Source organism: Sulfitobacter sp. OXR-159 (genome assembly GCF_034377145.1).
Lineage (GTDB): Bacteria > Pseudomonadota > Alphaproteobacteria > Rhodobacterales > Rhodobacteraceae > Sulfitobacter.
Genome location: NZ_CP139707.1, coordinates 1,846,109 through 1,869,288 on the forward strand (window position 1 = coordinate 1,846,109; position 23,180 = coordinate 1,869,288).

25 protein-coding genes and 1 tRNA gene are annotated in these 23,180 nt (G+C 61.5%); 12 read left to right on the forward strand and 14 right to left on the reverse strand.

What is annotated here, in order from left to right:
• Positions 1 to 53 precede the first annotated feature (53 nt).
• Together T8A63_RS09520 and T8A63_RS09525 are read left to right on the forward strand one after the other, a co-directional pair.
• The gene (locus T8A63_RS09520) at positions 54 to 809 is read left to right on the forward strand and encodes a 3-hydroxyacyl-CoA dehydrogenase (protein ID WP_322343626.1); all 756 of its coding nucleotides are present in this window, start codon (positions 54 to 56) and stop codon (positions 807 to 809) included.
• The gene (locus T8A63_RS09525; RefSeq protein WP_322343627.1) at positions 809 to 1,420 is read left to right on the forward strand and encodes a hypothetical protein; all 612 of its coding nucleotides are present in this window, start codon (positions 809 to 811) and stop codon (positions 1,418 to 1,420) included. The genes T8A63_RS09520 and T8A63_RS09525 overlap by 1 nt, the downstream gene beginning before the upstream one ends.
• Here T8A63_RS09525 and T8A63_RS09530 read toward each other — a convergent pair.
• The 3 genes from T8A63_RS09530 to T8A63_RS09540 all read right to left on the reverse strand — a co-directional run bounded on the left by T8A63_RS09530 (position 1,417) and on the right by T8A63_RS09540 (position 4,536).
• The gene (locus T8A63_RS09530; protein ID WP_322343628.1) at positions 1,417 to 3,228 is read right to left on the reverse strand and encodes an ABC-F family ATP-binding cassette domain-containing protein; all 1,812 of its coding nucleotides are present in this window, start codon (positions 3,226 to 3,228) and stop codon (positions 1,417 to 1,419) included. The two genes, T8A63_RS09525 and T8A63_RS09530, sit on opposite strands and share 4 nt — an antisense overlap.
• A 55-nt stretch (positions 3,229 to 3,283) precedes the next feature.
• Complete coding sequence (locus T8A63_RS09535) at positions 3,284 to 4,006, reverse strand: GNAT family N-acetyltransferase (protein WP_322343629.1); 723 nt, start codon at positions 4,004 to 4,006, stop codon at positions 3,284 to 3,286.
• Between the two features lie 65 nt (positions 4,007 to 4,071).
• Positions 4,072 to 4,536, reverse strand: a complete 465-nt coding sequence (locus T8A63_RS09540; RefSeq protein ID WP_067941953.1) for an outer membrane protein assembly factor BamE — start codon at positions 4,534 to 4,536, stop codon at positions 4,072 to 4,074.
• 90 nt (positions 4,537 to 4,626) lie between these two features.
• Between T8A63_RS09540 and T8A63_RS09545 the strand changes: the two genes are divergently transcribed.
• The 8 genes from T8A63_RS09545 to T8A63_RS09580 all read left to right on the forward strand — a co-directional run bounded on the left by T8A63_RS09545 (position 4,627) and on the right by T8A63_RS09580 (position 10,450).
• Positions 4,627 to 5,178 (forward strand): DUF177 domain-containing protein, encoded by a 552-nt coding sequence (locus T8A63_RS09545; RefSeq protein ID WP_322345699.1) that lies wholly within the window; start codon positions 4,627 to 4,629, stop codon positions 5,176 to 5,178.
• A 201-nt stretch (positions 5,179 to 5,379) separates the two neighbouring features.
• Positions 5,380 to 5,586 (forward strand): 50S ribosomal protein L32, encoded by a 207-nt coding sequence (rpmF, locus tag T8A63_RS09550; protein WP_067629003.1) that lies wholly within the window; start codon positions 5,380 to 5,382, stop codon positions 5,584 to 5,586.
• Between the two features lie 50 nt (positions 5,587 to 5,636).
• Complete coding sequence (plsX, locus tag T8A63_RS09555; protein WP_067629001.1) at positions 5,637 to 6,713, forward strand: phosphate acyltransferase PlsX; 1,077 nt, start codon at positions 5,637 to 5,639, stop codon at positions 6,711 to 6,713.
• Positions 6,710 to 7,681, forward strand: coding sequence for a beta-ketoacyl-ACP synthase III (locus tag T8A63_RS09560; RefSeq protein WP_067628999.1), 972 nt, complete (start codon positions 6,710 to 6,712; stop codon positions 7,679 to 7,681). Before plsX ends, T8A63_RS09560 begins: the two co-directional genes overlap by 4 nt.
• Before the next feature lie 109 nt (positions 7,682 to 7,790).
• On the forward strand, positions 7,791 to 8,093 hold the full coding sequence (ihfA, locus tag T8A63_RS09565; RefSeq protein ID WP_067265868.1) for an integration host factor subunit alpha: 303 nt from the start codon (positions 7,791 to 7,793) through the stop codon (positions 8,091 to 8,093).
• 3 nt (positions 8,094 to 8,096) lie between these two features.
• Positions 8,097 to 9,152, forward strand: coding sequence for a MerR family transcriptional regulator (locus tag T8A63_RS09570; RefSeq protein ID WP_322343630.1), 1,056 nt, complete (start codon positions 8,097 to 8,099; stop codon positions 9,150 to 9,152).
• Between the two features lie 67 nt (positions 9,153 to 9,219).
• A tRNA-Pro gene (locus T8A63_RS09575) sits at positions 9,220 to 9,296 on the forward strand.
• Between the two features lie 77 nt (positions 9,297 to 9,373).
• Positions 9,374 to 10,450, forward strand: a complete 1,077-nt coding sequence (locus T8A63_RS09580) for a 2'-deoxycytidine 5'-triphosphate deaminase (protein WP_067629087.1) — start codon at positions 9,374 to 9,376, stop codon at positions 10,448 to 10,450.
• Positions 10,451 to 10,687: 237 nt separating this feature from the next.
• On the opposite strand, the gene scpB is transcribed toward T8A63_RS09580, so the two are convergent.
• The 7 genes from scpB to T8A63_RS09615 form a co-directional block, all read right to left on the reverse strand.
• Positions 10,688 to 11,344 (reverse strand): SMC-Scp complex subunit ScpB, encoded by a 657-nt coding sequence (gene scpB, locus T8A63_RS09585; protein WP_067628995.1) that lies wholly within the window; start codon positions 11,342 to 11,344, stop codon positions 10,688 to 10,690.
• Between the two features lie 3 nt (positions 11,345 to 11,347).
• A complete protein-coding gene (locus tag T8A63_RS09590) occupies positions 11,348 to 12,142 on the reverse strand; it encodes a ScpA family protein (protein WP_322343631.1) in 795 nt (264 codons plus the stop codon).
• Positions 12,135 to 13,142, reverse strand: coding sequence for a beta-N-acetylhexosaminidase (gene nagZ / locus T8A63_RS09595; RefSeq protein WP_322343632.1), 1,008 nt, complete (start codon positions 13,140 to 13,142; stop codon positions 12,135 to 12,137). The genes T8A63_RS09590 and nagZ overlap by 8 nt, the downstream gene beginning before the upstream one ends.
• Positions 13,142 to 14,149, reverse strand: a complete 1,008-nt coding sequence (locus tag T8A63_RS09600; RefSeq protein WP_240791524.1) for an SPOR domain-containing protein — start codon at positions 14,147 to 14,149, stop codon at positions 13,142 to 13,144. The genes nagZ and T8A63_RS09600 overlap by 1 nt, the downstream gene beginning before the upstream one ends.
• A 79-nt stretch (positions 14,150 to 14,228) precedes the next feature.
• Positions 14,229 to 15,974 carry an arginine--tRNA ligase gene (gene argS / locus T8A63_RS09605; protein WP_067628448.1) on the reverse strand — a complete coding sequence of 582 codons (1,746 nt, stop codon included), beginning with the start codon at positions 15,972 to 15,974 and terminating at the stop codon, positions 14,229 to 14,231.
• A gap of 106 nt (positions 15,975 to 16,080) precedes the next feature.
• On the reverse strand, positions 16,081 to 16,701 hold the full coding sequence (locus T8A63_RS09610; RefSeq protein ID WP_322343633.1) for a hypothetical protein: 621 nt from the start codon (positions 16,699 to 16,701) through the stop codon (positions 16,081 to 16,083).
• Positions 16,702 to 16,749: 48 nt separating this feature from the next.
• Positions 16,750 to 17,907, reverse strand: coding sequence for a deoxyguanosinetriphosphate triphosphohydrolase (locus T8A63_RS09615; RefSeq protein WP_067941964.1), 1,158 nt, complete (start codon positions 17,905 to 17,907; stop codon positions 16,750 to 16,752).
• Positions 17,908 to 18,002: 95 nt separating this feature from the next.
• Here T8A63_RS09615 and T8A63_RS09620 point away from each other — a divergent pair, with 95 nt between their 5' ends.
• On the forward strand, positions 18,003 to 18,326 hold the full coding sequence (locus T8A63_RS09620) for an iron-sulfur cluster assembly accessory protein (RefSeq protein ID WP_322343634.1): 324 nt from the start codon (positions 18,003 to 18,005) through the stop codon (positions 18,324 to 18,326).
• 16 nt (positions 18,327 to 18,342) lie between these two features.
• On the opposite strand, the gene T8A63_RS09625 is transcribed toward T8A63_RS09620, so the two are convergent.
• Positions 18,343 to 19,401 (reverse strand): DUF6902 family protein, encoded by a 1,059-nt coding sequence (locus tag T8A63_RS09625; RefSeq protein ID WP_322343635.1) that lies wholly within the window; start codon positions 19,399 to 19,401, stop codon positions 18,343 to 18,345.
• A gap of 56 nt (positions 19,402 to 19,457) precedes the next feature.
• Positions 19,458 to 19,721, reverse strand: a complete 264-nt coding sequence (locus T8A63_RS09630; protein ID WP_322343636.1) for a DUF6749 domain-containing protein — start codon at positions 19,719 to 19,721, stop codon at positions 19,458 to 19,460.
• Positions 19,722 to 20,069: 348 nt separating this feature from the next.
• Between T8A63_RS09630 and xth the strand changes: the two genes are divergently transcribed.
• The gene (gene xth, locus T8A63_RS09635; protein ID WP_067627528.1) at positions 20,070 to 20,846 is read left to right on the forward strand and encodes an exodeoxyribonuclease III; all 777 of its coding nucleotides are present in this window, start codon (positions 20,070 to 20,072) and stop codon (positions 20,844 to 20,846) included.
• A gap of 89 nt (positions 20,847 to 20,935) precedes the next feature.
• On the opposite strand, the gene T8A63_RS09640 is transcribed toward xth, so the two are convergent.
• Positions 20,936 to 22,927: a TniQ family protein gene (locus T8A63_RS09640; protein ID WP_322343637.1), complete on the reverse strand. Its 1,992-nt coding sequence runs from the start codon at positions 22,925 to 22,927 to the stop codon at positions 20,936 to 20,938.
• Positions 22,924 to 23,178: a hypothetical protein gene (locus T8A63_RS09645; RefSeq protein WP_322343638.1), complete on the reverse strand. Its 255-nt coding sequence runs from the start codon at positions 23,176 to 23,178 to the stop codon at positions 22,924 to 22,926. Before T8A63_RS09645 ends, T8A63_RS09640 begins: the two co-directional genes overlap by 4 nt.
• Positions 23,179 to 23,180: the final 2 nt, after the last annotated feature.

Here is a 23,180-nt window from a genome sequence, read left to right on the forward strand (position 1 = left end):
GGGGCGAGACTTCGTGTTGAACTGAACAAGCGTTCATATCGGGGGGAGCCATCATGAAACTAGACAGCACAGCCGCCATCATCACCGGGGGTGCCTCGGGGCTTGGCGAAGCCACGGCGCGCTATTTCGCTTCGCAAGGTGCGCAGGTCACCCTGCTGGATCGTGACGCCGACCGGGGCGAAACTGTGGCCAAGGAAATCGGCGGGCATTTCGTCATGACCGATGTGACGGATGAGACTTCGGTCCAAAAGGCGGTGGACCATGCTCAGGAAAAGATGGGCTGGATCACGGCGGCGGTGAACTGCGCAGGTATTGCCCTTGGCATCAAGACCACAGGCCGCGACGGGCCGCACCCCTTGGACGCCTTTCAACGCACGGTCGACATCAACCTTGTCGGCAGTTTCAACGTGGCGCGGCTTGCAGCGGTGGCCATGGCCAAGAACACTCCCGAAGACGATGGGGCGCGGGGGGTGATCATCAACACCGCCTCAATCGCCGCTTTCGACGGTCAAAAGGGCCAAGCCGCCTATGCCGCGTCCAAGGGCGGGATCGTAGGCATGACCCTGCCGATGGCGCGGGATCTGGCCAAAGACGGCATCCGCGTGATGACCATCGCGCCCGGCATCTTCAAGACGCCGATGCTGGCGGGCCTGCCGGAAGAAGTGCAAGCGGATCTGGCCAAGGATGTTCCCAACCCGCCGCGCCTTGGCGATCCTTCGGAATACGGGCGGTTGGCCGGGTTCATCGTTGAAATGGGCTATCTCAACGGCGAGGTTATCCGCCTTGATGGGGCGCTGCGGATGCGCTGATGCCGCTGCAGAACCGCGTCCAGCCCGATGGAGAGATCATCGCCCACCCCGCGCGGGGTGGGTTCATGGGCAATCGCGGTATCCTGCACGATGAAAACGGTGTGCACCACAAACGCCGTTGGGCGCATAAGAATTGGGTGTGCTGTGTGCTCAGCTTTATGGGCCGTCGGCGGCAGTTGATGGCCCCGCGGCACTATACCGAGCTTTTCTTTCTGGACGAGGCCGTGGCCTTTGCCGCAGGTCACCGGCCCTGCGCTGAATGCCGCGCCGCGGATTACCGGCGGTTTCGGGCGTGCTGCGATGTGTCGGGGCCTGCTGCGGCCCTTGACCGTCAGTTGCACAGCGAACGCGCCGTGCCGCGCGTCTTTCAACAGCGCCGTCAAACGGGCGTGGAGGTGCACGATCTACCGGACGGGGCCTTCATCTTGGATCACGCAGGCCAAAGTGGGGTGCTGTTCGGCGATGCCTTCCACCCCTATCGGCCCTCAGGCTACGGCCCGGCGCAACCACGCCCTCGGGGCCGTGTCACCCTGCTCACTCCGCCCAGCAGCGTCGCCGCCTTCCGCAATGGATACCGGCCGCAGATCGCCCTGAAAGACGCGGGGGGTTAACCCTGCGCCTTTTCCTCCAGCGCCATCCACTCTTCCTCGGCGTCGGACAGCTTTTCGTGCCGCTGCACCAGCGCATCGGTGGCCTTTTGGAACTTCACCGGCTCACGAGTGAACAACTCCGCGTCGCTGAGCAGTTCTTCGAGTTTGCCGATCTCCGCCTCAAGGCGCTCAATCTCACCCGGCAGCGCTTCGAGCCGGTGCTTTTCGGTAAAGCTGAGACCTGAAGCGGCTTGTTTCTTCTCGGCTTTCGGCTCGACCTTGCCGGGCTTGGACTTTACCACGCTGTCGGAGAAATCATCCTGCCCGCGCTGCGCCAGATAATCGCTCCAGCCGCCGGCATAGACCGTGGCACGCCCGTCGCCTTCCATGGCGATCGTGGTGGCGGCCACACGGTCAAGGAAGTCACGGTCGTGGCTGACCAGCAGCACAGTGCCGTCGTAGTTGCCCAAGAGTTCTTGCATCAGGTCAAGCGTTTCGACATCCAGATCGTTTGTCGGCTCGTCGAGCACCAAAAGGTTCGAGGACCGTGCCATGATCTTGGCCAGCAGCAGCCGCGCCTTTTCCCCGCCTGAGAGCGAGCGTACAGGCGCGCGGGCCTGCCCCTCGTCAAAGAGGAATTCTTTTAGGTAGCCGACCACATGTTTGGGCTGTCCGCGCACCAGCACCTGATCAGCTTTGCCCGAAACGCGCATGTCAGGATCGCCGGTCAGACTGTCCCAAAGGGTCATGTCCCCGTCAAGCTGCGCACGGGCCTGATCGAAAAGTGCCAGCTCCAGATTAGTGCCGAGCTTGATCTCGCCTGAGTCGGGCTGTTCTTTCCCGATCAGCATGTTCAGCAGCGTGGTCTTGCCCACGCCGTTCGGCCCCACCAGCGCGATCCGGTCGCCGCGTTGCACAGTGATCGAGAAATCGCGCAGGATCTGTTTGTCACCGAATTTCTTGGCGATCCCCGCAGCTTCGATCACCTTGCGGCCAGACTTCGGCCCGGCCTCCAAGGCCATGGCCGCCGTGCCTTGCCGTTTGATCTGGGCCGACCGTTCGGCGCGCAGGTCCTGAAGCGCCCGCACCCGGCCCTGATTGCGTTTGCGCCGCGCAGAGATACCTTCGACCGCCCAACGGGCCTCGGCTTTGATCTTGCGGTTCAGCTTGTGACGCTGCATGTCCTCTTCTTCCCAGACCTGATCGCGCCAAGCCTCAAAGCCTTCAAAACCGATGTCCTGTCGGCGCACGGCCCCGCGGTCCACCCAAAGGGTCGCGCGGGTCAATTCGCGCAGAAAAGCGCGGTCGTGGCTGATGATGACAAAGGCCGTGCGGGTGCCCTTTAGCTCGGATTCGAGCCAAGCGATGGCTTCGATGTCGAGGTGGTTGGTCGGTTCGTCCAGCAGCATCAGCTCAGGCTCTTCGGCCATCAGCCGCGCCAGTGCCGCACGGCGGCGTTCGCCGCCCGAAGCGGTGGCGACGGGGCGTGCGGGGTCGAACTTCAGCCCCTCGCCCGCGCGTTCGACCTTGTACATCTCGCCCGGATCAAGACCGTGTGCGGCGAAATCGCCAAGCGTCTCGAACCCCGTAAGATCGGGTTCCTGCTCCATATAGCCGACCGACACGCCGGGCCCGGCAATGACCGCCCCGCTGTCAGGCTCGACCAGCCCGGCCATGACCTTCATCAGGGTCGATTTGCCCGAGCCGTTGCGGCCGACCAAAGCCAGCCTGTCGCCGGTCTGAACCACCAGTGAAAGGTCTTCGAAAACAGGATCGCCGCCAAAGGTCAGCGAAATGTCGGTGAGTTGTAAAAGGGGTGCGCGTGCCATGCCCGCCAGCTATCTCTCGGCGCGGGCAAGGTCAATGTCCAAAGGCGCGCCCGCGTCAGGCCAATGCGCGCAAAAGCCGCGCGCGGTTGGGTGGGATCGCGGCGATCTCAAGCCCGGTAAAGACGTGCAGCGTGTTCATCTGTCGGTCGATCACGGCGTGATCGCTGACCCATCCCCCCATCGCCAGATAGCTGCGCAGCAGCGGCGGGATCTGCTGGCGCGCGCGCCGGGGATCTGCGGTATGGCTGTCGCGGGCGTAAGCGTGGATATCCGCGGCTTTGGCGGCAGGCCGCCAGTGTGCCGGGGCAAGGTGCTGCTGTTTCAACAGGGCAAAGGCATCGCGGTAGGCGGCAGGATCGGTGCCCGCAAAGGAGGAACAGCCGAACAGAAGCGCCGCACCGCTGCGGTCGACCTCTCGCGCCAACTGCCCCCAAGCGAGGCGCTGAATATCGGGGTCGTGCCAATCTGGATGGATGCAAAAGCGCCCAAGTTCCAGCATGGCGCCCTCCATCCGGTATAAGCGGCTCAGGTCATAGAATTGCGCGGCATAGCTTTGGCCAAGGCTCGTGCCCTGAAACCGCGTCAGGCGAAAGCAGCAGATCAGCGTACCGCTGGCGCGGTCCTCGACCAGAAAATGCCGTGCAGCCGCGTCGAAGGGGTCTATGTCTGGGGTGGTTCCGGTCTGAAAACACTGCGCCCGAAGCGTCTGCGCACGGGTGATGTCAGCAGGCGTGATGGCTTCGCGCGTCAGATATCGGCCCGGGGGCGCATGGGTCATCTGCGAGGTCGCCTTCGCTTGTCCGCTGTCCCGCCGACCGTCCGGCGGGACATGCCGGGGGAAACTTAGCTGCCGAATGCCGAGGGGCTAAAGCGGCCGATGTTGCCCAGAAGCTGACGCAGGAAGGTGTTATCGGCTACGGAAGATGTCGTCACGCGGCGCGATAGCGGCACAACTTGCCCGCGTTCCAGCCCAAAGCGTTCGACATTCGACACCAAACCGGCCTCATTGAAGCTGACGGTGACCACTTCACGCTCGATCTCTTTGGCGGCCAGAAAGCCCAGAGCCCGTTTGCGCATTTTAACGTAATAGTAACTATCATCGCTCAAAACACCTGAAACGGTGGGCACACCGATCTTCTGGGCGACGCTTTCTTTGGTATCGCTGCCAACGACGACCTGCTCAAGCTGGTCTTGCGGCGGCACATAACCGTGGTTTTCATACTGCGGGCTGCAGGCTGTGAGAAGCAGTGCAAGGCCCATACCTGCGAGCCGGAGACTCGTCTTGCCGGTCTGTTTCGTTTTGCGCATTTGCTCTGCCCTCTTGCCCTGACGGATTATGGCTTTTATTTCGCATACACCAAGGCACCCCAAGTGTACAAGAAACGAAAGTCGGATCTCATGTCGCGCAAATCACCTACGCCCACCGCTCTACGGGTTGCTGACCTGTCCCAGACGGAGCCAGACGGCTTTGCGCTGCGCCCTGAGGCAGAGGCGCTGGCGCAGATCGCCGAGGAGCTGAACCTCTCCGCGCTGCGCAAACTCAGCTTTTCAGGGAGCATCAAACCCCTCGGCAAGCAGGACTGGCAGCTTGACGGGAAATTGGGCGCGACCGTGGTGCAGCCCTGCGTGGTCACGCTGGAACCCGTTACCACGCGCATCGACGCGCATATCACCCGCCGCTTCGTCCATGATTTCGAACTCCCCGATGAGGAGGAGGTCGAAATGCCCGAGGACGACACCACCGAACCGCTGGGTCAATGGATCGACCCTGCGCAGGTGATGATTGAGGCGCTGGCGCTGGAAGTGCCGGAATACCCCCGCAAGGGCGATGTCGAACTGGGCCAGATGGTCCATGCCGAACCCGGGCAAAAGCCGATGACCGACGAAGACGCGCGGCCCTTCGCGGGCTTGGGCGCTCTGCGCGATGCGCTAAAGAAAGACGAAACCTAAAGAAACAGGCGGAAAATCGCGGGTATTCGCGCTTGCATCGCGGCGAATTCGCGTTATTTTGCCGCCCTCACCCGAATTAAGGTTGGACATTGCGCGGCTGCGGCCCTAAAGCGTCGTCACGCCCGAAACGGGGTCCGAATTGAAACACGGTTGCGGCCTGCAACATGCAGGTCAGCAACCCCGAAGGCAAAGGCACCAGACATGGCTGTCCAACAGAATAAAGTATCCAAATCCCGCCGCAACAACCGCCGCGCCCACGATTCGCTGTCCGCAGCGAACCCGAACGAATGTTCGAACTGCGGTGAGCTGAAGCGCCCCCACCACATCTGCGCTGCTTGCGGTCACTATGACGACACCGAAGTTGTCGCCCTGACCGAAGAAGTAGACCTGGAAGACGACGCAGCATAAGCTACGGTTGTTTCCAAGGTTTTCTCTAAGGCAGTGAGGCATTCGCACTGATGACGGCCCAGCCCGATCACCCCAACGCGAAAGCCGGACACACCCTGATCTCGGTCGACGCGATGGGGGGTGACGAAGGCCCGGCAGCAGTTGTTGCCGGGTGTGCGCTTTCTGCGACAGCAAATCCCGACATCGGTTTTATCCTGCATGGTCCCCGCGATCAGTTGGAGCCTTTGATCGCCAAACGTGGCGAGTTGTCGGGCCGTTGCGAGATACGTCACGCCACGGATGTCGTCACGATGGACGACAAGCCGAGCCAAGTTGTGCGTACCGGCAAAGACAGCTCCATGTGGTCTGCCATCGAATCCGTGCGCAGCGGCGAGGCGGCCGTGGCTGTCTCATGCGGCAATACCGGCGCGCTGATGGCGATGTCGATGATACGGCTGCGTAAATTGCCGGGCGTGAACCGCCCTGCGATTGCCGTGCTCTACCCGTCTTCCAACCCCCAGGGGTTCAACGTGATGCTCGACGTGGGCGCCGATGTGCGCGCCGACGCCGATGATCTGTTGCGTTTTGCGCTGATGGGCACATCCTATGCCCGCAACGGCATGGAACTGGAACGCCCCCGGGTCGGCCTGCTGAACGTCGGCACCGAAGAGCATAAGGGCCGTACTGAACTCAAAGAAGCCTACGATCTGATTCGGGCCCAAGGCGATGCCACCGGGTTTGAATTCGTCGGTTTCGTTGAGGGCGGCGATATCTCGGGCAACCGCGCCGATGTCATCGTGACCGACGGCTTCACCGGGAATGTCGCGATCAAGACCGGTGAAGGCACCGCCAGCATGATCGGCAACCGCCTGCGCGAAGCGTTCAAATATTCGCCTCTGTCGCGGCTGGCCTCTCTGCTGGCCTATACATCCCTGCGCCGACTCAGCAAAAAGATCGACCCGCGCCGTGTGAACGGTGGCGTCTTTCTGGGTCTGAACGGCACGGTGGTGAAATCGCACGGCTCTGCCGATGCGACCGGCATCTCTGCTGCGATCAAACTCGCCGCGCAGTTGTCGCAGAATAAATTCAATGACAAGCTGGCCGCTCGCGTTGCCGCGACGCTGCCAGCCGAGGAGTCCGTCAAATGAGCCTGCGCGCCGTTGTCACTGGTTGTGGCCACTACCTGCCCGCCCGTGTCGTGGAAAATGCTGAATTTGAAGCGACTCTCGACACAAATGACGAATGGATCCGCTCGCGCTCGGGCATCGAACGCCGCCACTTTGCCGCCGAAGGAGAAACCACCTCCACCATGGCCAGCGCCGCGGCGCGCAAGGCGCTTGAAGATGCGGGGCGCGATGTCTCTGACGTTGATGCGATCGTCGTGGCCACCTCTACACCTGATCTTACCTTCCCCTCCGCCGCGACCATGGTGCAGGCCGAATTGGGCATGACCAGCGGTTTTGCCTTCGACGTGCAGGCGGTCTGCGCGGGCTTTGTCTATGCGCTGGCGAACGCCAATGCGTTGATCGTATCCGGTCAGGCGCGCAATGTTCTGGTGATCGGAGCCGAGACATTCAGCCGGATCATGGATTGGACCGACCGGTCGACCTGTGTGCTGTTTGGCGATGGCGCAGGCGCGTTGCTGCTTGAGGCGCAAGACGGCAGCGACAGTCCGTCCGACCGGGGCATTCTCGCGACGGATCTGAATTCTGACGGGCGCTACCGCGATCTGCTCTACGTCGATGGCGGCGTGTCGACCGGCACCACCGGCTACCTGCGGATGCAGGGCAATCAGGTGTTTCGCCACGCGGTCGAGAAACTTGCCGCCACCGCCAATACCGCAATGGACCGCGCCGGCGTCAGCGCCGAAGATGTCGATTGGATCGTGCCGCATCAGGCCAACATCCGCATCATCCAAGGCACTGCAAAGAAATTGAACCTGCCGATGGAGCGCGTGGTCGTCACCGTACAGGACCATGGCAACACCTCGGCGGCTTCCATCCCGCTGGCGCTGTCTGTGGGCCGTGAGCGCGGCCAGATCAAACAGGGCGATCTGATCGTCACCGAAGCCATTGGCGGCGGTCTGGCGTGGGGCTCTGTTGTGCTGCGCTGGTAAGTCCCTGAGCTAACGCGGAAAATCTCTGCCGAATCGTGCTTGATCCGGGCATTGATGTTGACTCTAAATTTCTGAGCAGCATATGCTATTGGAAAGCATGGGGGATATAATGCCGAACAAGACATTGACGCGCATGGATTTAAGCGAAGCTGTATTTCGTGAAGTCGGTCTTTCTCGTAATGAGAGTGCTCAGCTGGTCGAAGCAGTGCTTGAGCATATGTCCGACGCTCTGGTCGACGGGGAACAGGTCAAGATTTCCTCTTTCGGCACCTTCTCGGTACGCGACAAGACCGCGCGTGTGGGCCGTAATCCGAAAACCGGCGAAGAGGTTCCGATCAACCCGCGCCGCGTGCTGACCTTCCGCCCCTCGCATTTGATGAAAGACCGCGTTGCTGAAGGCAACAAGTCCTGACCCATGGTCAAATCGCCGGACGCTTTTCGCACCATCTCCGAAGTCGCTGACTGGCTCGGTATTCAGGCCCATGTTCTGCGGTTCTGGGAGAGTAAGTTCACCCAAGTGAAACCCATCAAACGGGCTGGCGGGCGGCGCTATTACCGCCCGGCCGATATGCTGTTGTTGGGTGGGATCAAGAAACTGCTGCACGATGACGGGCTGACCATCAAAGGCGTCCAAAAGATCCTCCGCGAGGAAGGGATGACCCATGTGTCCTCCCTCTCCGCCCCGCTTGATGAACTGGATTTTGCGGAGCCGCGGCCCGCCCCCAAACCTGACATCATCCGCCCGGAAACCGGGGTGGTTCTGAACTTTGGCGGCGCAAAGTCTGACGCCGTGCCCGAGGCCAATGTCTCGGACGAAGACGCCGAAGAGGCAGAGCCTGCCGCCGATCTGGATGAGAACGCCGCGCCCGTCGAAGAGCCCGCAAGCGCAGCGGAGGCGGCGCCTGTCGAAAAGGCACTGGAGGCCGCACCTGTGGCGATGCCGCGCCGCTCGCCCGTGCCGCCCGCCGATGACCACCCACGGGCCACGCCTGATCCGCTGGCCCCGTCTGACAGCGCGACGCCGGATGCGCCGCAATTGGATGAACCTGCCGTTGATACAGCGGATGAGCCCGCCCCGGCGGTGTCCATCCCGCTCAAGCCAGAACAGTCCGAGCCAGAACCATCCAAGCCGGGACCGGCATCAAACGCCAGCCTCCCCGATTTTCTCAAACGCCCACTGGCTCCCGAACCTGAACAGGCAATCGAAGCGGCGCCCGACCCCGCGCCTGAGCCCGCAGAAGCCGCACCCCAAGAAGACGAGGACGACGACACGCCCAAACCCGCGATCATCGATCTGCCTGATTTCACTCCTGAAGCCGATTTTCCCGCCAGCCCGGGGCTGCTGAGCGTTGGCGCCCGTGTCCACCGTCTTCCGCGTGATGTGCAACCTCAGGTCGCCGGTTTGCTGCTGGATCTGGCCGAATTGCGCGCGCGTATGGCCGCGGAACCCGGCACCGAAACAAATTACTAATCGCGATGAAAAGTTTGGCAATTCCCTCTTGCGCCCCCTGCGAGATCGGGTATGAAGCCCACGTAGTCGGGCTATGGCGCAGCCTGGTAGCGCGTCCGTCTGGGGGACGGAAGGTCGCAGGTTCGAGTCCTGCTAGCCCGACCAACCGACTACAACAAAACGCCCGCGCCGGTAACGCGCGGGCGTTTGTCATTTGAAAGGCCCGTTTGATGCCCAATGCGATGAACGGGGTGCTCCCCAACCAGCAGATTGCAGCGATGATCGACAGCGGTGCCATTGCCGCCGATCCGGCGGTGACCTCGGCGCAAATCCAGCCCGCCAGCCTTGACCTGCGGCTCGGCAATGTCGCCTACCGCGTGCGCGCGTCTTTCCTTGCGGGGCACGGGGCCAAGGTCGCGGATCGTTTGGAAGAATTCGAGATGCACCGCGTCGACCTCAGCGATGGGGCCGTGCTTGAAAAAGGCTGCGTCTATGTGGTCCCCCTGATGGAGCGGCTGGCCCTGCCCGAAGGCGTCTCTGCCGTGGCGAATGCCAAAAGCTCCACCGGGCGGCTTGATCTTCTGACCCGCACCATCACCGACGGCGGCACCGAATTTGACCGGATCGCGCCGGGCTATACCGGCCCGCTTTATGCCGAGATCTGCCCCCGCTCCTTCTCGGTGCTCGTGCGCCCCGGTATGCGGTTAAATCAAATCCGCTTTGGCAGCGGGGATGCGACGCTCGATGATGACGCCCTGCGCGCGCTGCATGACACCACGCCACTGGTGGACGGCACTGCCGTGATCGACGAAGGGTTGGGCTTTTCCGTCGATCTGTGCCTGCCCGGCACCAGCCTTGTCGGCTACCGCGCGAAGCCGCATACCGGGGTGATCGACCTCGACAAGATTGGCCATTACGACCCCGCCGCCTATTGGGAAGAGGTGCACAGCACCAATGGCCAGATCATCCTTGATCCGGGCGCGTTTTATATCCTTGTCAGCCGCGAAGCGGTGACGATCCCGCCCGCCTATGCCGCTGAAATGGCACCTTATTTGGCAATGGTCGGAGAGTTCCGCGTGCACTACGCGGGTTTCTTCGATCCGGGCTTTGGCCATGCCGAAGCAGGTGGTGCAGGCTCACGCGGGGTGCTTGAGGTGCGCTGTCACGAGGCGCCCTTTGTGCTGGAGCATGGGCAGGTCGTGGGGCGCTTGGTCTATGAGCATATGGCGCAGATCCCCAGCCAGCTTTACGGCGCTGACATCGCGTCGAACTACCAAGGTCAGGGTCTGAAACTGTCGAAGCATTTCCGCTCCGTCTGACCGCCTACCGCGAACCAAGAAACCGGCGCAGCAAGCGGACCCCCCGCTGCGCATTGCGCGCATTGAAAGCGGTGCCCCCGCGCGAGCGGCCCTTTTTTCCCACGCCAGCGCCTCGTGACATTAAGCGGCGCATGACATGGCGCAGAACCATATTGACGATCGGTTTCATCAGCCCTCTCCCTTGGATCAGCAAAACTGATGTAGTGGCGGCGGGGCGTAAGTCAGCCCCGACCCCGATTAATCTTCGAACAGCTCGCTCTGGCCTTCGGTGGTCTCCGGCTCGTCCTCGCCATCGCCCACGGTGGGCAGCAGACCGGCGGGCGGGCGGTTTTCCAACAACCCGGCAGAGCGCAGTTCTTTGAGCCCCGGCAGGTCCCGCGCACTTTCCAGACCGAAGTGATCCAGAAACTCCTGCGTGACCACAAAGGTCACCGGACGGCCCGGCGTCATCTTACGGCGGCCAAAGCGGATCCACTCCATTTCGAGCAGTTGATCCACCGTGCCGCGCGACACGGCCACGCCGCGTATCTCTTCAATCTCGGCCCGGGTGACGGGCTGGTGATAGGCGATGATCGCAAGCGTTTCGATCGCGGCGCGGCTGAGTTTGCGGGTCTCGACCGTTTCCCGATGCATCAAAAAGCCAAGGTCAGGCGCGGTGCGAAAAGCATAGGCGTCGCCGACTTTCATCACCTGCACGCCGCGCCCCTGATAGCGGTGGCGCAGAAAGGCCATCGCCTCGCCCACGTCAGAGCCGCGCGGCAGCCGCTGTTCCAATTCTCGCAGCGTGATTGGTTCGGAACTGGCGAAAAGCACGGCTTCGATCATACGCTCCTGCTCGGCCAGCGAGGGCGCGTCGAACAGTTTCTTTTCTTTCGTTTCAATCTCTTCCGACACGCATCAATCCTTCTTGCGCAGTTGGATGGGGGCGAAGATCTCTTTCTGACGGATCTCCATATGCCCCTCTTTGACCAATTGCAGGGAGGCCGCAAAGGTCGCAGCGGTTGCTGAGCGGCGGCGCTCAGGGTCGCTTTCCCAGCCCTCGGGCAGGTAGCTGTTCAGATCACCCCAATCGCCCGCATAGCCGATCAGCCCGCGCATCCGTTCCAGCGCCTCTTCCATGGTAAAGACCTTGTCGCGGTCCATCACGAAGGGGCGGAAATCCTCCCGCGTGCGGGTGCGCGCATAGCCCTGCATCAGGTCCAGCAGCGTCGCGGTATAGGTGACCTTTTTGACAGTGGTGATCTCTTGGGTCTGGCCGCGGGCAAAGAAATCCCGGCCCAGTTGATCCCGCGCCATCAGGCGTGCGGCAGCGTCCCACATCGCCTGCAGGCGTTCCAGTTGGAAAGCCAGATGGGCGGCCATTTCTTCGCCTGAGGGGCCTTCTTCGGTGGGGTCCGGCGGCAGCAAAAGGCGTGATTTCAGGAAAGCCAGCCATGCGGCCATGACGAGGTAATCCGCCGCCAGTTCCAACCGCAGTTCTTTGGCACGCTCGACAAAGGCCAGATACTGCCGCGCCAGTTGCAGAACCGAAACCTTGCGCAGATCGACCTTTTGCGTCCGGCTCAGCGACAGCAGCAGATCAAGCGGCCCTTCATAGCCTTCGACATCAATGATGAACGCCTCGGCGGCCAGCCGGTCGGCCACGGAGCCACCGGCCCCGCCCCTGTCTTCCTCGAATGTCGTGTCAGCCATGCAAAGCCCCGCCCAGAAGCGTCTCAAGCTGGGCGCTGAGGGCGTCGATGTCAACGTCGTCGGGGGGGTGCCGCGCATCCATGGCCCGCAGGGCACGGGTCTGGGCGGCGGTAGTCATCTCGCCTGCGGCTTCGGCCACGGCGCGGCGCTCTTCCAGCGGTCCATTGCAAAAAAGCGCGACATCACAGCCCGCTGCAATGGCCGCACGGGTGCTTTCCGCCGGCGTCATCTGCAGGGCTTTCATCGAAATATCGTCGGTCATCACGAGGTTATCAAAGCCGATATCATCGCGGATGATCCGCATCACCTCTGACGACAGGGTCGCGGGGGTGTCGTCCAATGCGTTATAGACCAGATGTGCCGTCATGCCCATCGGCAGGTCCCGCAGGCTGCGGAAGGGCGCAAAATCGACCGCCTCCAGATCAATCCGGCGGGCATCCACGCGGGGTAGATTGTGATGGCTGTCGAGCGTCGCGCGGCCATGGCCGGGCATATGTTTCATCACCGGCAGCACGCCCCCGGCCAGCAGCGCATCGGCAACGGCGCGGCCAATCTCGGCCACCTGCCCCGGCGTTTCGCCGTAGCACCGGTTGCGCAAAAACGGATGGGTCTTGGGCCCCGCCACATCGATCAGTGGCGCACAGTTACTGTCGATGCCGACGCTGTACAGCTCATGGGCGATGATCCGGTACATCAGTGTGAAGGCTTTCGTCGCCTGTTCCCCGGCGCGCGCGGCCAGTTCCATCGGCGGCATCCAATCGCGCCACTGCGGGGCGCGCATCCGCTGCACGCGGCCGCCCTCTTGGTCGATGGTGATCACAGCCTCATGGCCTGCCGCCTTGCGCATCTCATCACATAGCGCGCGGACCTGATCCGGGCTGTCGATGTTGCGGGCGAAAAGGATGAAGCCGAAGGGCCGTACGTCACGAAAGAACGCTTTTTCCTCGACGCTGAGCCGGTGGCCCGTCGCGTCGAGGATCGTGGCCCCGAAGGGGCGCATCAGCGCATCACCACCGGGATGCAATCCGCGTTTTCGGCCACAAGTGCCGAACAGAAACGCCGCGCATCGGCGATGTCGTCAAAGCCCATGGCACGCAGGCGATAGAACACCCGCCCGCCGCTGGTGGCCTTTTGCACAACGCGATTCTTACCTTCGAGATAGGCACCGAAACGGCCCTGCAAACGGTCCCATTGTTCGCGGGCAACCTCGGGGCTGTCAAAGGCACCAAGCTGGGCCATCCGGGTGCCAGCAGGAAGGGCCGCGGGATCAACCTCTTGGGCGACGGTTGCGACCGGATTGCTCTGGACTGCGGCGGGTGTCACCACGGCACCGCCTGCCGGGCGGCGGCGCGGACGCAGGGAGTTGCGCACGCCGGGCGCGTTCAACACGGCCTTGACCACTTTCGGCTGCACGGAGGTATCGGCCAGCGCCATCGCCACGGCGGCATCGACCGGATCACCAGAGGCGCCCGCCCCGGAGAGCGGTGCGACACCATTGGTCAGCTGCGCCACGAGGTCTTGAACATTGCCAGAGCGGATCGCGGCGGAGGCATCGATGAGGTCGCCGTCATTCTCGTGGGCGACGGCGGGGGTCGCATTGCCCTGTGTCTTTGCGGCAACCATCGCCACTTGAACGGGCTGGTCTTCGTCTTGCAATTCCATCTGACGCGGCGCGAGGCGCAGTTGGTCTGCGGGGCGACCGGCGCTGCCTTCGGCGGCAACAACGTTGACGGAAAGACCCTGATGGCGGGCCAATTCGCCGCCCGGCTCATCGGGGCGCACGCGGATTTCGCCTTCGATGGCGCGGACCACCGGGATGCCGGTCACATCACGCACCAGCAGCTTGTAGCCCCAAACACCAATCCCCGCGACAAGCGCCAAGGAAACCACAGCGCCTGCGATATTGGTGAGCGTTGTCAGGGTCTTGGGCCCGCTGCCCACTGCGTAGCCATGCGCGGAATCGGGCGCATAGCCCGCCGTCGTCGGGGAAGACGTAAAATCTGCCATCTCTGCCTCTTTGCCCGGCGTGATACATCGCCACGCGGGTCTGGTCATGGGGTTGCCTGTTTTCGGCGCGCTGGTGCGGTTATCGCATCTCCTGCGCCGGTGTGACCCCAAGAATACCAAGACCCGCCGCAATTACAATCGCAACGGCACGCGACAGGGCGATTTTTGCCTGCGATGTGGCAGCGTCCCCTTCTTGCAACGCACGCAGCCCGTCTTCGGAACGGCCCAAGTGGTAGAGGCTGTGGAAGTCGGACGCGAGTTCATAGAGGTAGAAGGCCACCCGGTGCGGCTCGTTGCTGCGCGCGGCGGTTTCGACCAGACGCGGCCATTCGGCCAGTTTGCGCAGCAGGCCCAGCTCGGCATCATGGTCAAGCTTGGTCAGATCCGCATCCATCAGCGTGGCATCGGCAACCTCGACCCCGGCCTCTTGGGCTTTGCGCAGGATCGAAGCCACCCGCGCATGGGCGTATTGCACATAGAACACCGGGTTTTCGCGGCTTTGTTCCAGCACCTTGTCGAAATCAAAGTCGAGCATCGCGTCGTTCTTGCGCGTCAGCATGACAAAGCGCGTCACATCGGGGCCCACCTGATCGACCACATCGCGCAGGGTCACAAAGGTCCCTGCCCGTTTGGACATCTTGAACGGCTCGCCGTTTTTAAAAAGTTTCACCAGCTGCGTCAGCTTGATGTCGAGCGGCACATGACCATCGCTCAATGCCGACACGGCCGCCTTCATCCGCTTAACGTAGCCGCCATGATCCGCGCCGAAAATGTCGATCAGCATGTCGAAATCGCGGCTGACCTTGTCGTAGTGATAGGCGATGTCGGGGGCGAAATAGGTCCAGGACCCGTCGGATTTCTTGACCGGGCGGTCCACGTCATCGCCGTGTTCGGTGGATTTGAACAGCGTCTGTTCGCGCGGTTCCCAATCTTCGGGCTTCTTGCCTTTTGGCGGCTCCAGCACGCCTTCGTAGATCAGCCCTTTGGCTTCGAGCGAGGCAATCGCCGCTTCGATCTGGCCAGTGCCGTAGAGGGATTTCTCGCTGTAGAAGACATCCATCTCAACGCCGAGGGCTGCCAGATCCTCACGGATCAGGTTCATCATCGCATCGGTCGCAAAGTCGCGGATATGATCGAGCCATTCGCTCTCAGGTTGGTCGACCAGCTTGTCGCCATACATCTTGGCAAGCGCCTCGCCCAGCGGGATCAGGTAGTCGCCGGGATATGTGCCATCGGGGAAGGCCACCTCTTTGCCATTGGCTTCGAGGTAGCGCAGGTAGACCGAGCGTGCCAGCACATCGACCTGCGCGCCGCCGTCGTTGATGTAATATTCGCGCGTCACATCGTAGCCTGCGAAATCCAGCAAGCTGGCCAGCGCATCGCCAAAGACCGCGCCACGGGTGTGGCCCACATGCAGCGGCCCGGTGGGGTTGGCCGAGACATATTCGACGTTCACCCGTTGACCGGCGCCAAGGATCGCGCGGCCAAAGTCGGTGCCTTGGCTCAAGACCTGCCGTGCCACGTTTTGCCAGACCGAAGGCGCAAGGCGCAGGTTGATAAAGCCCGGGCCGGCCACTTCGGCAGAGGTGATGCGCGGATCGTTTTGCAATTGGGCGGCCAATGCTTCGGCGATATCGCGTGGCTTCATGCCCGCGGGCTTGGCCAGCACCATCGCGGCGTTGGTCGCCATATCGCCATGCGCGGCGTCGCGTGGCGGCTCGGCGGTGATCGGGTCAAAGTTCAGTGTCGCAGGCAGGGCCTCCTGCGCGACCATCTGTTCCAGCGTCGCAATGATAAGATGGCGAATTTCGGCAAATAGGTTCATGTCGGGTATCCTTGTTCCCCGCCCGTTTATCATGTGCGGGGGTGCAGTCAATGAAGCGGCAGGCCGCGAGGGCCCATGTGAGGGAATGGCGTTTGAAGCGGCGGTATCAGCCGAGGTCCAAACGCCCACTTCGGAGCCGTCGGCCAGCTTCGGACCCCAGGAACAGCGCGCTGTCTGCCGCGAGGTCGGCTTGCCCCTCGGGCACCGTAATCAGGTGAAAATGCAGCCCGCGTGCGCCAAATACCTTATCGAGCGCGGCATTGGCGGCCTCAAATGCGCCGATCATGCCATGTCCGGCGAGCGCCAGTGGCTGGCTGGGGCGCGGCAGGACGGTTACAACGGACCCCTGCCCGGCCACCAAACCCCGGCCCAAAGCCCGCACCATGGCAGACAGCCCTCGGATCTGCGCGTCCATGCCCTTGGCGCAATCGTCGGGGTCCAGCGGCATCAGGTTCAACACCAAATGCAGCGGCGTGCCGCCCCAGTTGCGGTAAAGCGGCTCGAACCGACTGACCAGATCCCCGGCAAGCGCCAGCCCTTCGACCCGTGCGGGCGACTGGCTCATCAGCCGTGCCAGAACGGCGGGGTCGCGGTCCATCGCCACGACTTCGGCCCCCAGACCAGCCGCGCGTTTGGCGACCGTTGGGCCCGGCGCTTGCCCTGCCGAGAGGATCGCGAAGGTCGCGTCACCGGCCAGACTTTCCGGCAGAACGGGGGTTTGTATCATGTCAGGTCACCTATGGATCACAGGGGGCAGGTTACCATGCCGCAAAGATTAGCGGAAGCTGCGCAAATCACTTCCGAAAAGGCGGGCGTGTTCTTGCAGCGCAAAACGGTCCGTCATGCCCGCAATGTAATCCGAGACCATCCGCGCCAGCGTGGTTTCATCCTCTGCCGCCTCGATCGCCGCCGCCCAGTGGCGCGGCAACAGGTTGGGCTGAGACAGAAACAGCGGAAAGAGGTCTTCGACCACCTTAGTGACCTTCTCGCGATTCTCCATCACCGAGGGCGCGCGGTACATGCGGGTGAAAAGGAACTTTCGGATCTCGCGCAGGTCCTGCCAGACAGGATCCGAAAAGCGGATCACCGGGCGGCCCAGATGACGGATGTCATCGGGGGATTGTGCGCCCGTCTCTTTCAGCAGCTTGGACGATGTTTCGATCACATCGCCCACCATCACGCCAAAGACCCGGCGCAGCGCCTCGTGGCGACGGCGATAGCTGTCCGTGTCGGGGTAGAGCCGGTCCACTTCCGCATAGGCCGCGCCGACCATGGGCAGCTCAGCGATCTCTTCTTCGGTAAACAGACCCGCCCGCAGCCCGTCGTGCAGATCGTGGTTGTTATAGGCGATATCATCCGAAAGCGCGGCCACCTGTGCCTCGGCGCTGGCGTGGGTGTGCAGTTCCAAATCATGGCGCGCGTTATAGTCAGCCAGCGCATGGGGCACGTCGCCCGTGACCGGCCCATTGTGCTTAGCAATCCCTTCGAGGGTGTCCCACGTCAGGTTTAGCCCGTCAAATTCGGCATAGTGACGCTCCAGCGTGGTGACGATCTTGATCGCCTGCGCGTTGTGGTCAAACCCACCGTAGGGTGCCATCAGCTTGTGCAGCGCGTCTTCTCCGGTGTGGCCAAAGGGCGTGTGGCCCAGATCATGCGCCAGCGCCACGGCCTCGGTCAGTTCACCATTCAGGCGCAACGCCCCCGCGATGGTGCGCGCAACCTGCGCCACTTCGATGGAATGGGTCAAACGGGTCCGGAAATAGTCGCCCTCATGCTCCACAAAGACCTGCGTCTTATGTTTGAGCCGCCGAAAGGCGGAGGCGTGAATGATCCGGTCCCGGTCCCGCTGATAGCAGGAGCGGAAAGTGCTTTCCTCCTCCGGCACCAACCGTCCCTTGGCGGTGTCCGGATCCGAGGCAAATTCTGCGCGCATTGCGGCTGGTCCTTCTTGCGGTCCTTGTGACCTGTCCTTGTGGTTTCTATATGTTAAGGGAACGCGAAAGAAAACCGATGCATCGGAGCCCGCAGATGAACCTGCCCCCCAAAGTCACCCCCCGCGCCTTTGAACGCCTCGCCGAGATCGGGGCCGCCGACGAAGGCAAAGCCCTGCGCGTCGCTGTCGAAGGCGGCGGCTGTTCAGGGTTTCAATATGACATTGCGCTGGACGAACCTGCCGAGGATGACCTCGTTCTGGAAGGCAGCGGTCAGAAGGTGGTGGTCGATAGCGTGTCCCTGCCGTTTTTGGCCGATGCGGTGATCGACTTCACCGAAGAGCTGATCGGCGAGCGGTTCACGATTGAGAACCCCAATGCCACTGCGGCCTGCGGCTGCGGCACGTCCTTTTCGATGTGAGCACATCCGGGCGCGTTCAGGCGCGCGCCCGTGCGAACCTTTCGAAAAACTGTTCGAAATGCGGGCCAGAGCGTTCGGCTGCGAGCAAGATCGCATGGCTGTCAGGTCCGAGATAAGACAGAACATGGGGGCGCATATACCCCCAATCCGCGCGGCGCCGCGCCCCCATATCATTCAGGCAAGCCGCCAGCGGACGCAGCGCACCCTGCCCGCTGCGGGCCGCGTGAAAGCGCAGCGCGCCTTGTGGCATGGTTTGGGCCTGCGACGGACGGTCTGCGATTTTCATGGCCCAGCCGGTGACAAGAAATTCGTGATAATCGTCCTGCATGGGCGCATCGGGCTCGGCTTGCACCTGCAGGGCGCGGTGGTAGGCCGCGATGGCATCTTCCCACAGTGGGCTTGGGTAATTGCCGCTGAAACGCAGCGCGGCGCAGACCTCGGCCAGCAGATCCATGTCCTGATCCAGAAAGGCCAGCAGCCCGGTGAAATGCAGGCTCTTTAGTGTCCCATCTGGCAGTTCGGGAATCTGGCGGCCATAGTCCGACAGGTAGAAAATGATATGTGTCAGTTCATAAGCCGCCTTTCGATTGGGCATGGCAAAGGTGACACTGCGCGAGACGAAGTCGCGCAGCCGCTGGCCAAGCGCCCCGTCACCGACCTGCGGCCCGACACCCCGACGGCGCAACAGACGGCGGGCCTCGGCGCGTTGCAGGTCTGACAGTTCTGCGCCTTCCAGCTCCGCCCGCGCAACCCTGCTGCAAAGCGCCGCGCCCTGTTGCTTTGGCAGGCCGATGGCTTCGAGGTCGAGGCAGATCGACAGGATAAAACGGTAGTATTGTGGGAAATCGCGCAGCAGATCGCGGCACCCTGCGTGGAAGGCGGCGAGCGGCTCTAGCGCCTCGGCGTCCAGCGCGGCGCCCGTGCTTGCCAGCACCCCCAGCAGTTCGGCGTTTTCCTTGAGCCAGAAAACATCCCCCTGAGCGCGACGCTCCTTCGCAAAGCTGCGGATCAAGCGGGCGGATTGGATTTCCGGGTCGCGGCACTCGGCAGGTCTCAGCAGAACAACATTGGTCATCATAGCATCTCCAGATGGGAAACAGCGGGCGACAGGGCCACCCGCTTGAACCAGTTTCAGGCATCAAAGCGCAGCACCTGCGCCTCGGTCGGCCCGAGGCCGGTTGTGAAAAGACCGACCCCCGCCCCCTGCGCGATGCTGCCGCTGTCGTGGTGCAGACCGGTGGTGAACATCTCGGCCCCCTCGCCTATCAGCATGTCACCGCCTCCGCGGTTGAGACCGGTGGTGAAAAGGCCAACCCCCGCGCCGAGCATCATCGGCTTGTCCTGTGTTTCAGGCGCTGTTACGGGGGCGAAGTTACGTGCGGAAATAGCGGTCATCGTGGTGTCCTTTCAAAGGGCTTTGCAATTTAAAGATGTAGTCCAATTACTGATGCACTTTAAAATTGTTTCGCCAAGGATTTTTCGCCTAAGTTATTGTACTGGTTAAGTTATCCACATTAGCGTCGCGCCACAGTTTCGACCAATTGTTCGACTTTCCGTCCTTCGCATTGTGCCAACTAAAAACCTTCCACAGGGCTGTTGCAGAACAATGCAGCGCGGGAGATTTCCGCGGCTCTAGCTATACTAGAACTTGCCGCCTAAGAATCACCCTAAGCGCGCAGCCCTCCCCCTTGCTCCGCCACCGCATATGCGCGATAGCAGACCCACGTCGAAAGAGGGCCGGATATGAAAATCGCGAGTTTTAACATCAACGGTATCAAAGCCCGCGCCGCGGCCCTGCCCGAGTGGCTCGACGAGGCGCAGCCGGACGTGGTTGTGCTGCAAGAGATCAAGTCGGTCGACGAGGCGTTCCCCCGCGACATGCTCGAAGAGCGCGGTTATAACGTCGAGACCCACGGGCAGAAATCCTTCAACGGTGTGGCGATCCTGTCGAAACTCCCGCTTGAGGATGTGACCCGCGGCCTGCCCGGCGATGACGAAGACGATCAGGCCCGCTGGATCGAGGCCACGGTCGTCGGTGACGATATGGCGCTACGGGTTTGCGGGCTTTACCTGCCCAATGGCAACCCGGTGCCGGGGCCAAAGTATGATTACAAACTCGCGTGGATGTCGCGGCTTCAGGCCCGCGCCGAGGCGCTGCTGGCCGAGGAAACGCCCTTTCTCTTGGCGGGCGATTACAACATCATCCCGCAGGCCGAAGATGCGGCCAAACCCGACAGCTGGCGCGAAGACGCCCTCTTTCGCCCCGAATCCCGCGCGGCGTGGCGGCGGCTGGTGAACCTCGGGCTTACGGATGCTTTTCGGGCGCGCACCCAAGGGCCGGGGCATTATTCGTTCTGGGATTATCAGGCCGGTGCGTGGAACCGCAATAACGGTATCCGCATTGACCACTTCCTATTGTCACCCATTGTGGCCGACCGGCTGCGCGATTGCCAGATTGACCGAGATGTGCGCGGGCGTGACAAACCCTCGGACCATGTGCCGATCTGGGTCGAACTGTAAATACTAAGATAAAAAACACAATTTTTGACGTAAGTGGTTGATTTCATTTAGCGCTGATATTCCGCTTGTGCGAAAGAGAAGCATCGGATTCACAAAATGACATCATCGGATTCACAGAATTCTGCATTTTCTGGGGATTTACTGATATCTGCTTTCGCTGCGGCAATAGGTTCGGCGCTATTACTCTGGTGCGTTTTTGCGGGCCTTAACTGTTGGTGTTTAGAAATTAACTCAGAGACGTCATCACGCCGATAGATACGCGCTCCGAGCCAGGCAGGATCGAACTGGGGCGAAATCCCGTGAGCTGATAGAATACTCCGGATTGCGCTGGCATGACTTCCCAGTTGACGCGCGATCAGCGCAACCGGAAGATACTCCGCCTGAAACTTCACGATCTCTACGGACGATACATATGCGCCGCCCCTAAGCGTCTTGGTAACCTCCGCGGATGCTGGAGACAGCCAGGGGCCGCCATTTTTCTTTGAGATCAGCTTCTTTACAGCGCTGAGGTTGATACCGAGCATCAAAGCAACTTTGGTAAGGCGATGAAGCTCGCTGTGGCCCTTGTATTTCGTAAGCTCCTTGATCTGGTCCAGATCGAACCGCAAGTGATCAAGCCGCTTCACTCCTCCGATGAGCCGAGTTCCCGGCAGTTTGCCGTTGAGAAGCCAATGAAGGATCTCTGCCGTTGAGGAGCGCCCTTTAGCGGCCACTGTCAGGTCGACAAAACCGTCATCTTCCGTTTCGGTGCTGCACGTTGATCCGAAAACCGTTGACGCGAATTCGCCAAGGTCTTCGAGATTGAAATATCCCTGCGTGACTCCGACCTCATCATTCGCAATTGGCACGACCGAGGAGATGAGTCCGTGTTTGGCAAGCTGCTCGGCATGGGTTTTGGTGCAACCGAGAACGTGACGAACCTTATTAAGCGGCACCGAATTTTGGATCCGGGCGATCAGGCGTTCGCCCTCGTCGGCGGGGAAAACCTGCTGATTGAAGGCAGCCTGGTCATCAGTAACGGGAATTGCCCCCATCTTGCGCATGAGCCGGTAGAGACGAAAGCGGCTTACTCCCGCCTTTGCTGCCAGAGAGTTCACGGAATGGACCCGACGGGTCACGATTTCTTGCCCCAAAACCGTTTCACCCGCGCCGATCGCAAAGTTCTGGACGATCGCCTCGCGAACGATATCCCTAAACCGGTTAAAATCATCTCCGCGAGTGGAGTATTTCAGCCAGTTGAAGAGGAAGCCGTATGTGGCTTGAGGGCCGGCCCTACCACTGCTCCGCCCGGCAGAAACCCGCATCTCTGCGAGGCAATCGAAAATCGCTTCCGGCCCCTCGGAGCATACGTCGAAACCGATGTCGCCAGCATTGGCCCAGTCCTCATCGGTGTATCCCCGGATCATCGGCTCGGGCCCCCGATCGACGAGTGCGCCCAACATCTGACATAGCTTCACGCACGGCCAAATTCCCTGCTCATCGAGCCACTTCGGACCTACAGCCTGTTTAGACATCCGATTAACAACGTAATTCTGAAGCGCGCCGGGTTTCGCTTCTGGCGAAATGAGCGCGTCCTCATACCGAATGCCGTTCTGGGCGAACAGCCGCCCCAGATCGAAAGCGTTCACCGGGTCCGAGGCCGGAATCTCTTTCAATAATACCGAGTGAATGGGGCACACGACCACCGGCTGCAACAACCATGTCCATCTCAAACGCAGCGCGCCATCCACCATACCGGAATAGGTTTCAAGATCATCGTGCAGGCATTGAGGGCAGAACTTGACGAAGGTCCGACGGAGCACCTCAACAGCTAAAGACTCGCCCCGCAAGCAGTGCGACCCATCAGCCTCGAGGCGCAAGCTATTCAACTGAAGCTTTTCCTGCGGGACACCTGTAAGCAATGCGGCGGCATCGCAGAAAGCGTCCGACCCGGATCGAAAATCAGCTCGGTTAATGTGAGAATATCTGCAGAATTTCCCGGCGCTGACTCCAGCGTGATAGTATCCGTTGCGAGCAAAATATCCTTGACTCACTTTATCGTCGTGAAATGGCAGATGCGGCGTCAGCACGTTGCGGGTCATGCTGCTGTCCCACTGTTCTTGCGCGGACGACCGCGTTTCCTCTTAGGCTTTGCGGCCTTAACGGATTTCGAAGAGGCAGCGTCATCGATCATCGCCGCACCTGCCCGGGAAGCCCAGTCGCTGATGTTGAATGGGTTGTCAGGATTATAATGGAGATACTTGAGGTCGAAGATCCGCTTGAAATCCTCGATATCTACTGTGTCGCCGCCCTCCTCAAGGGCGCGGACGGTCGCCATGGCAATCAATGGCATCG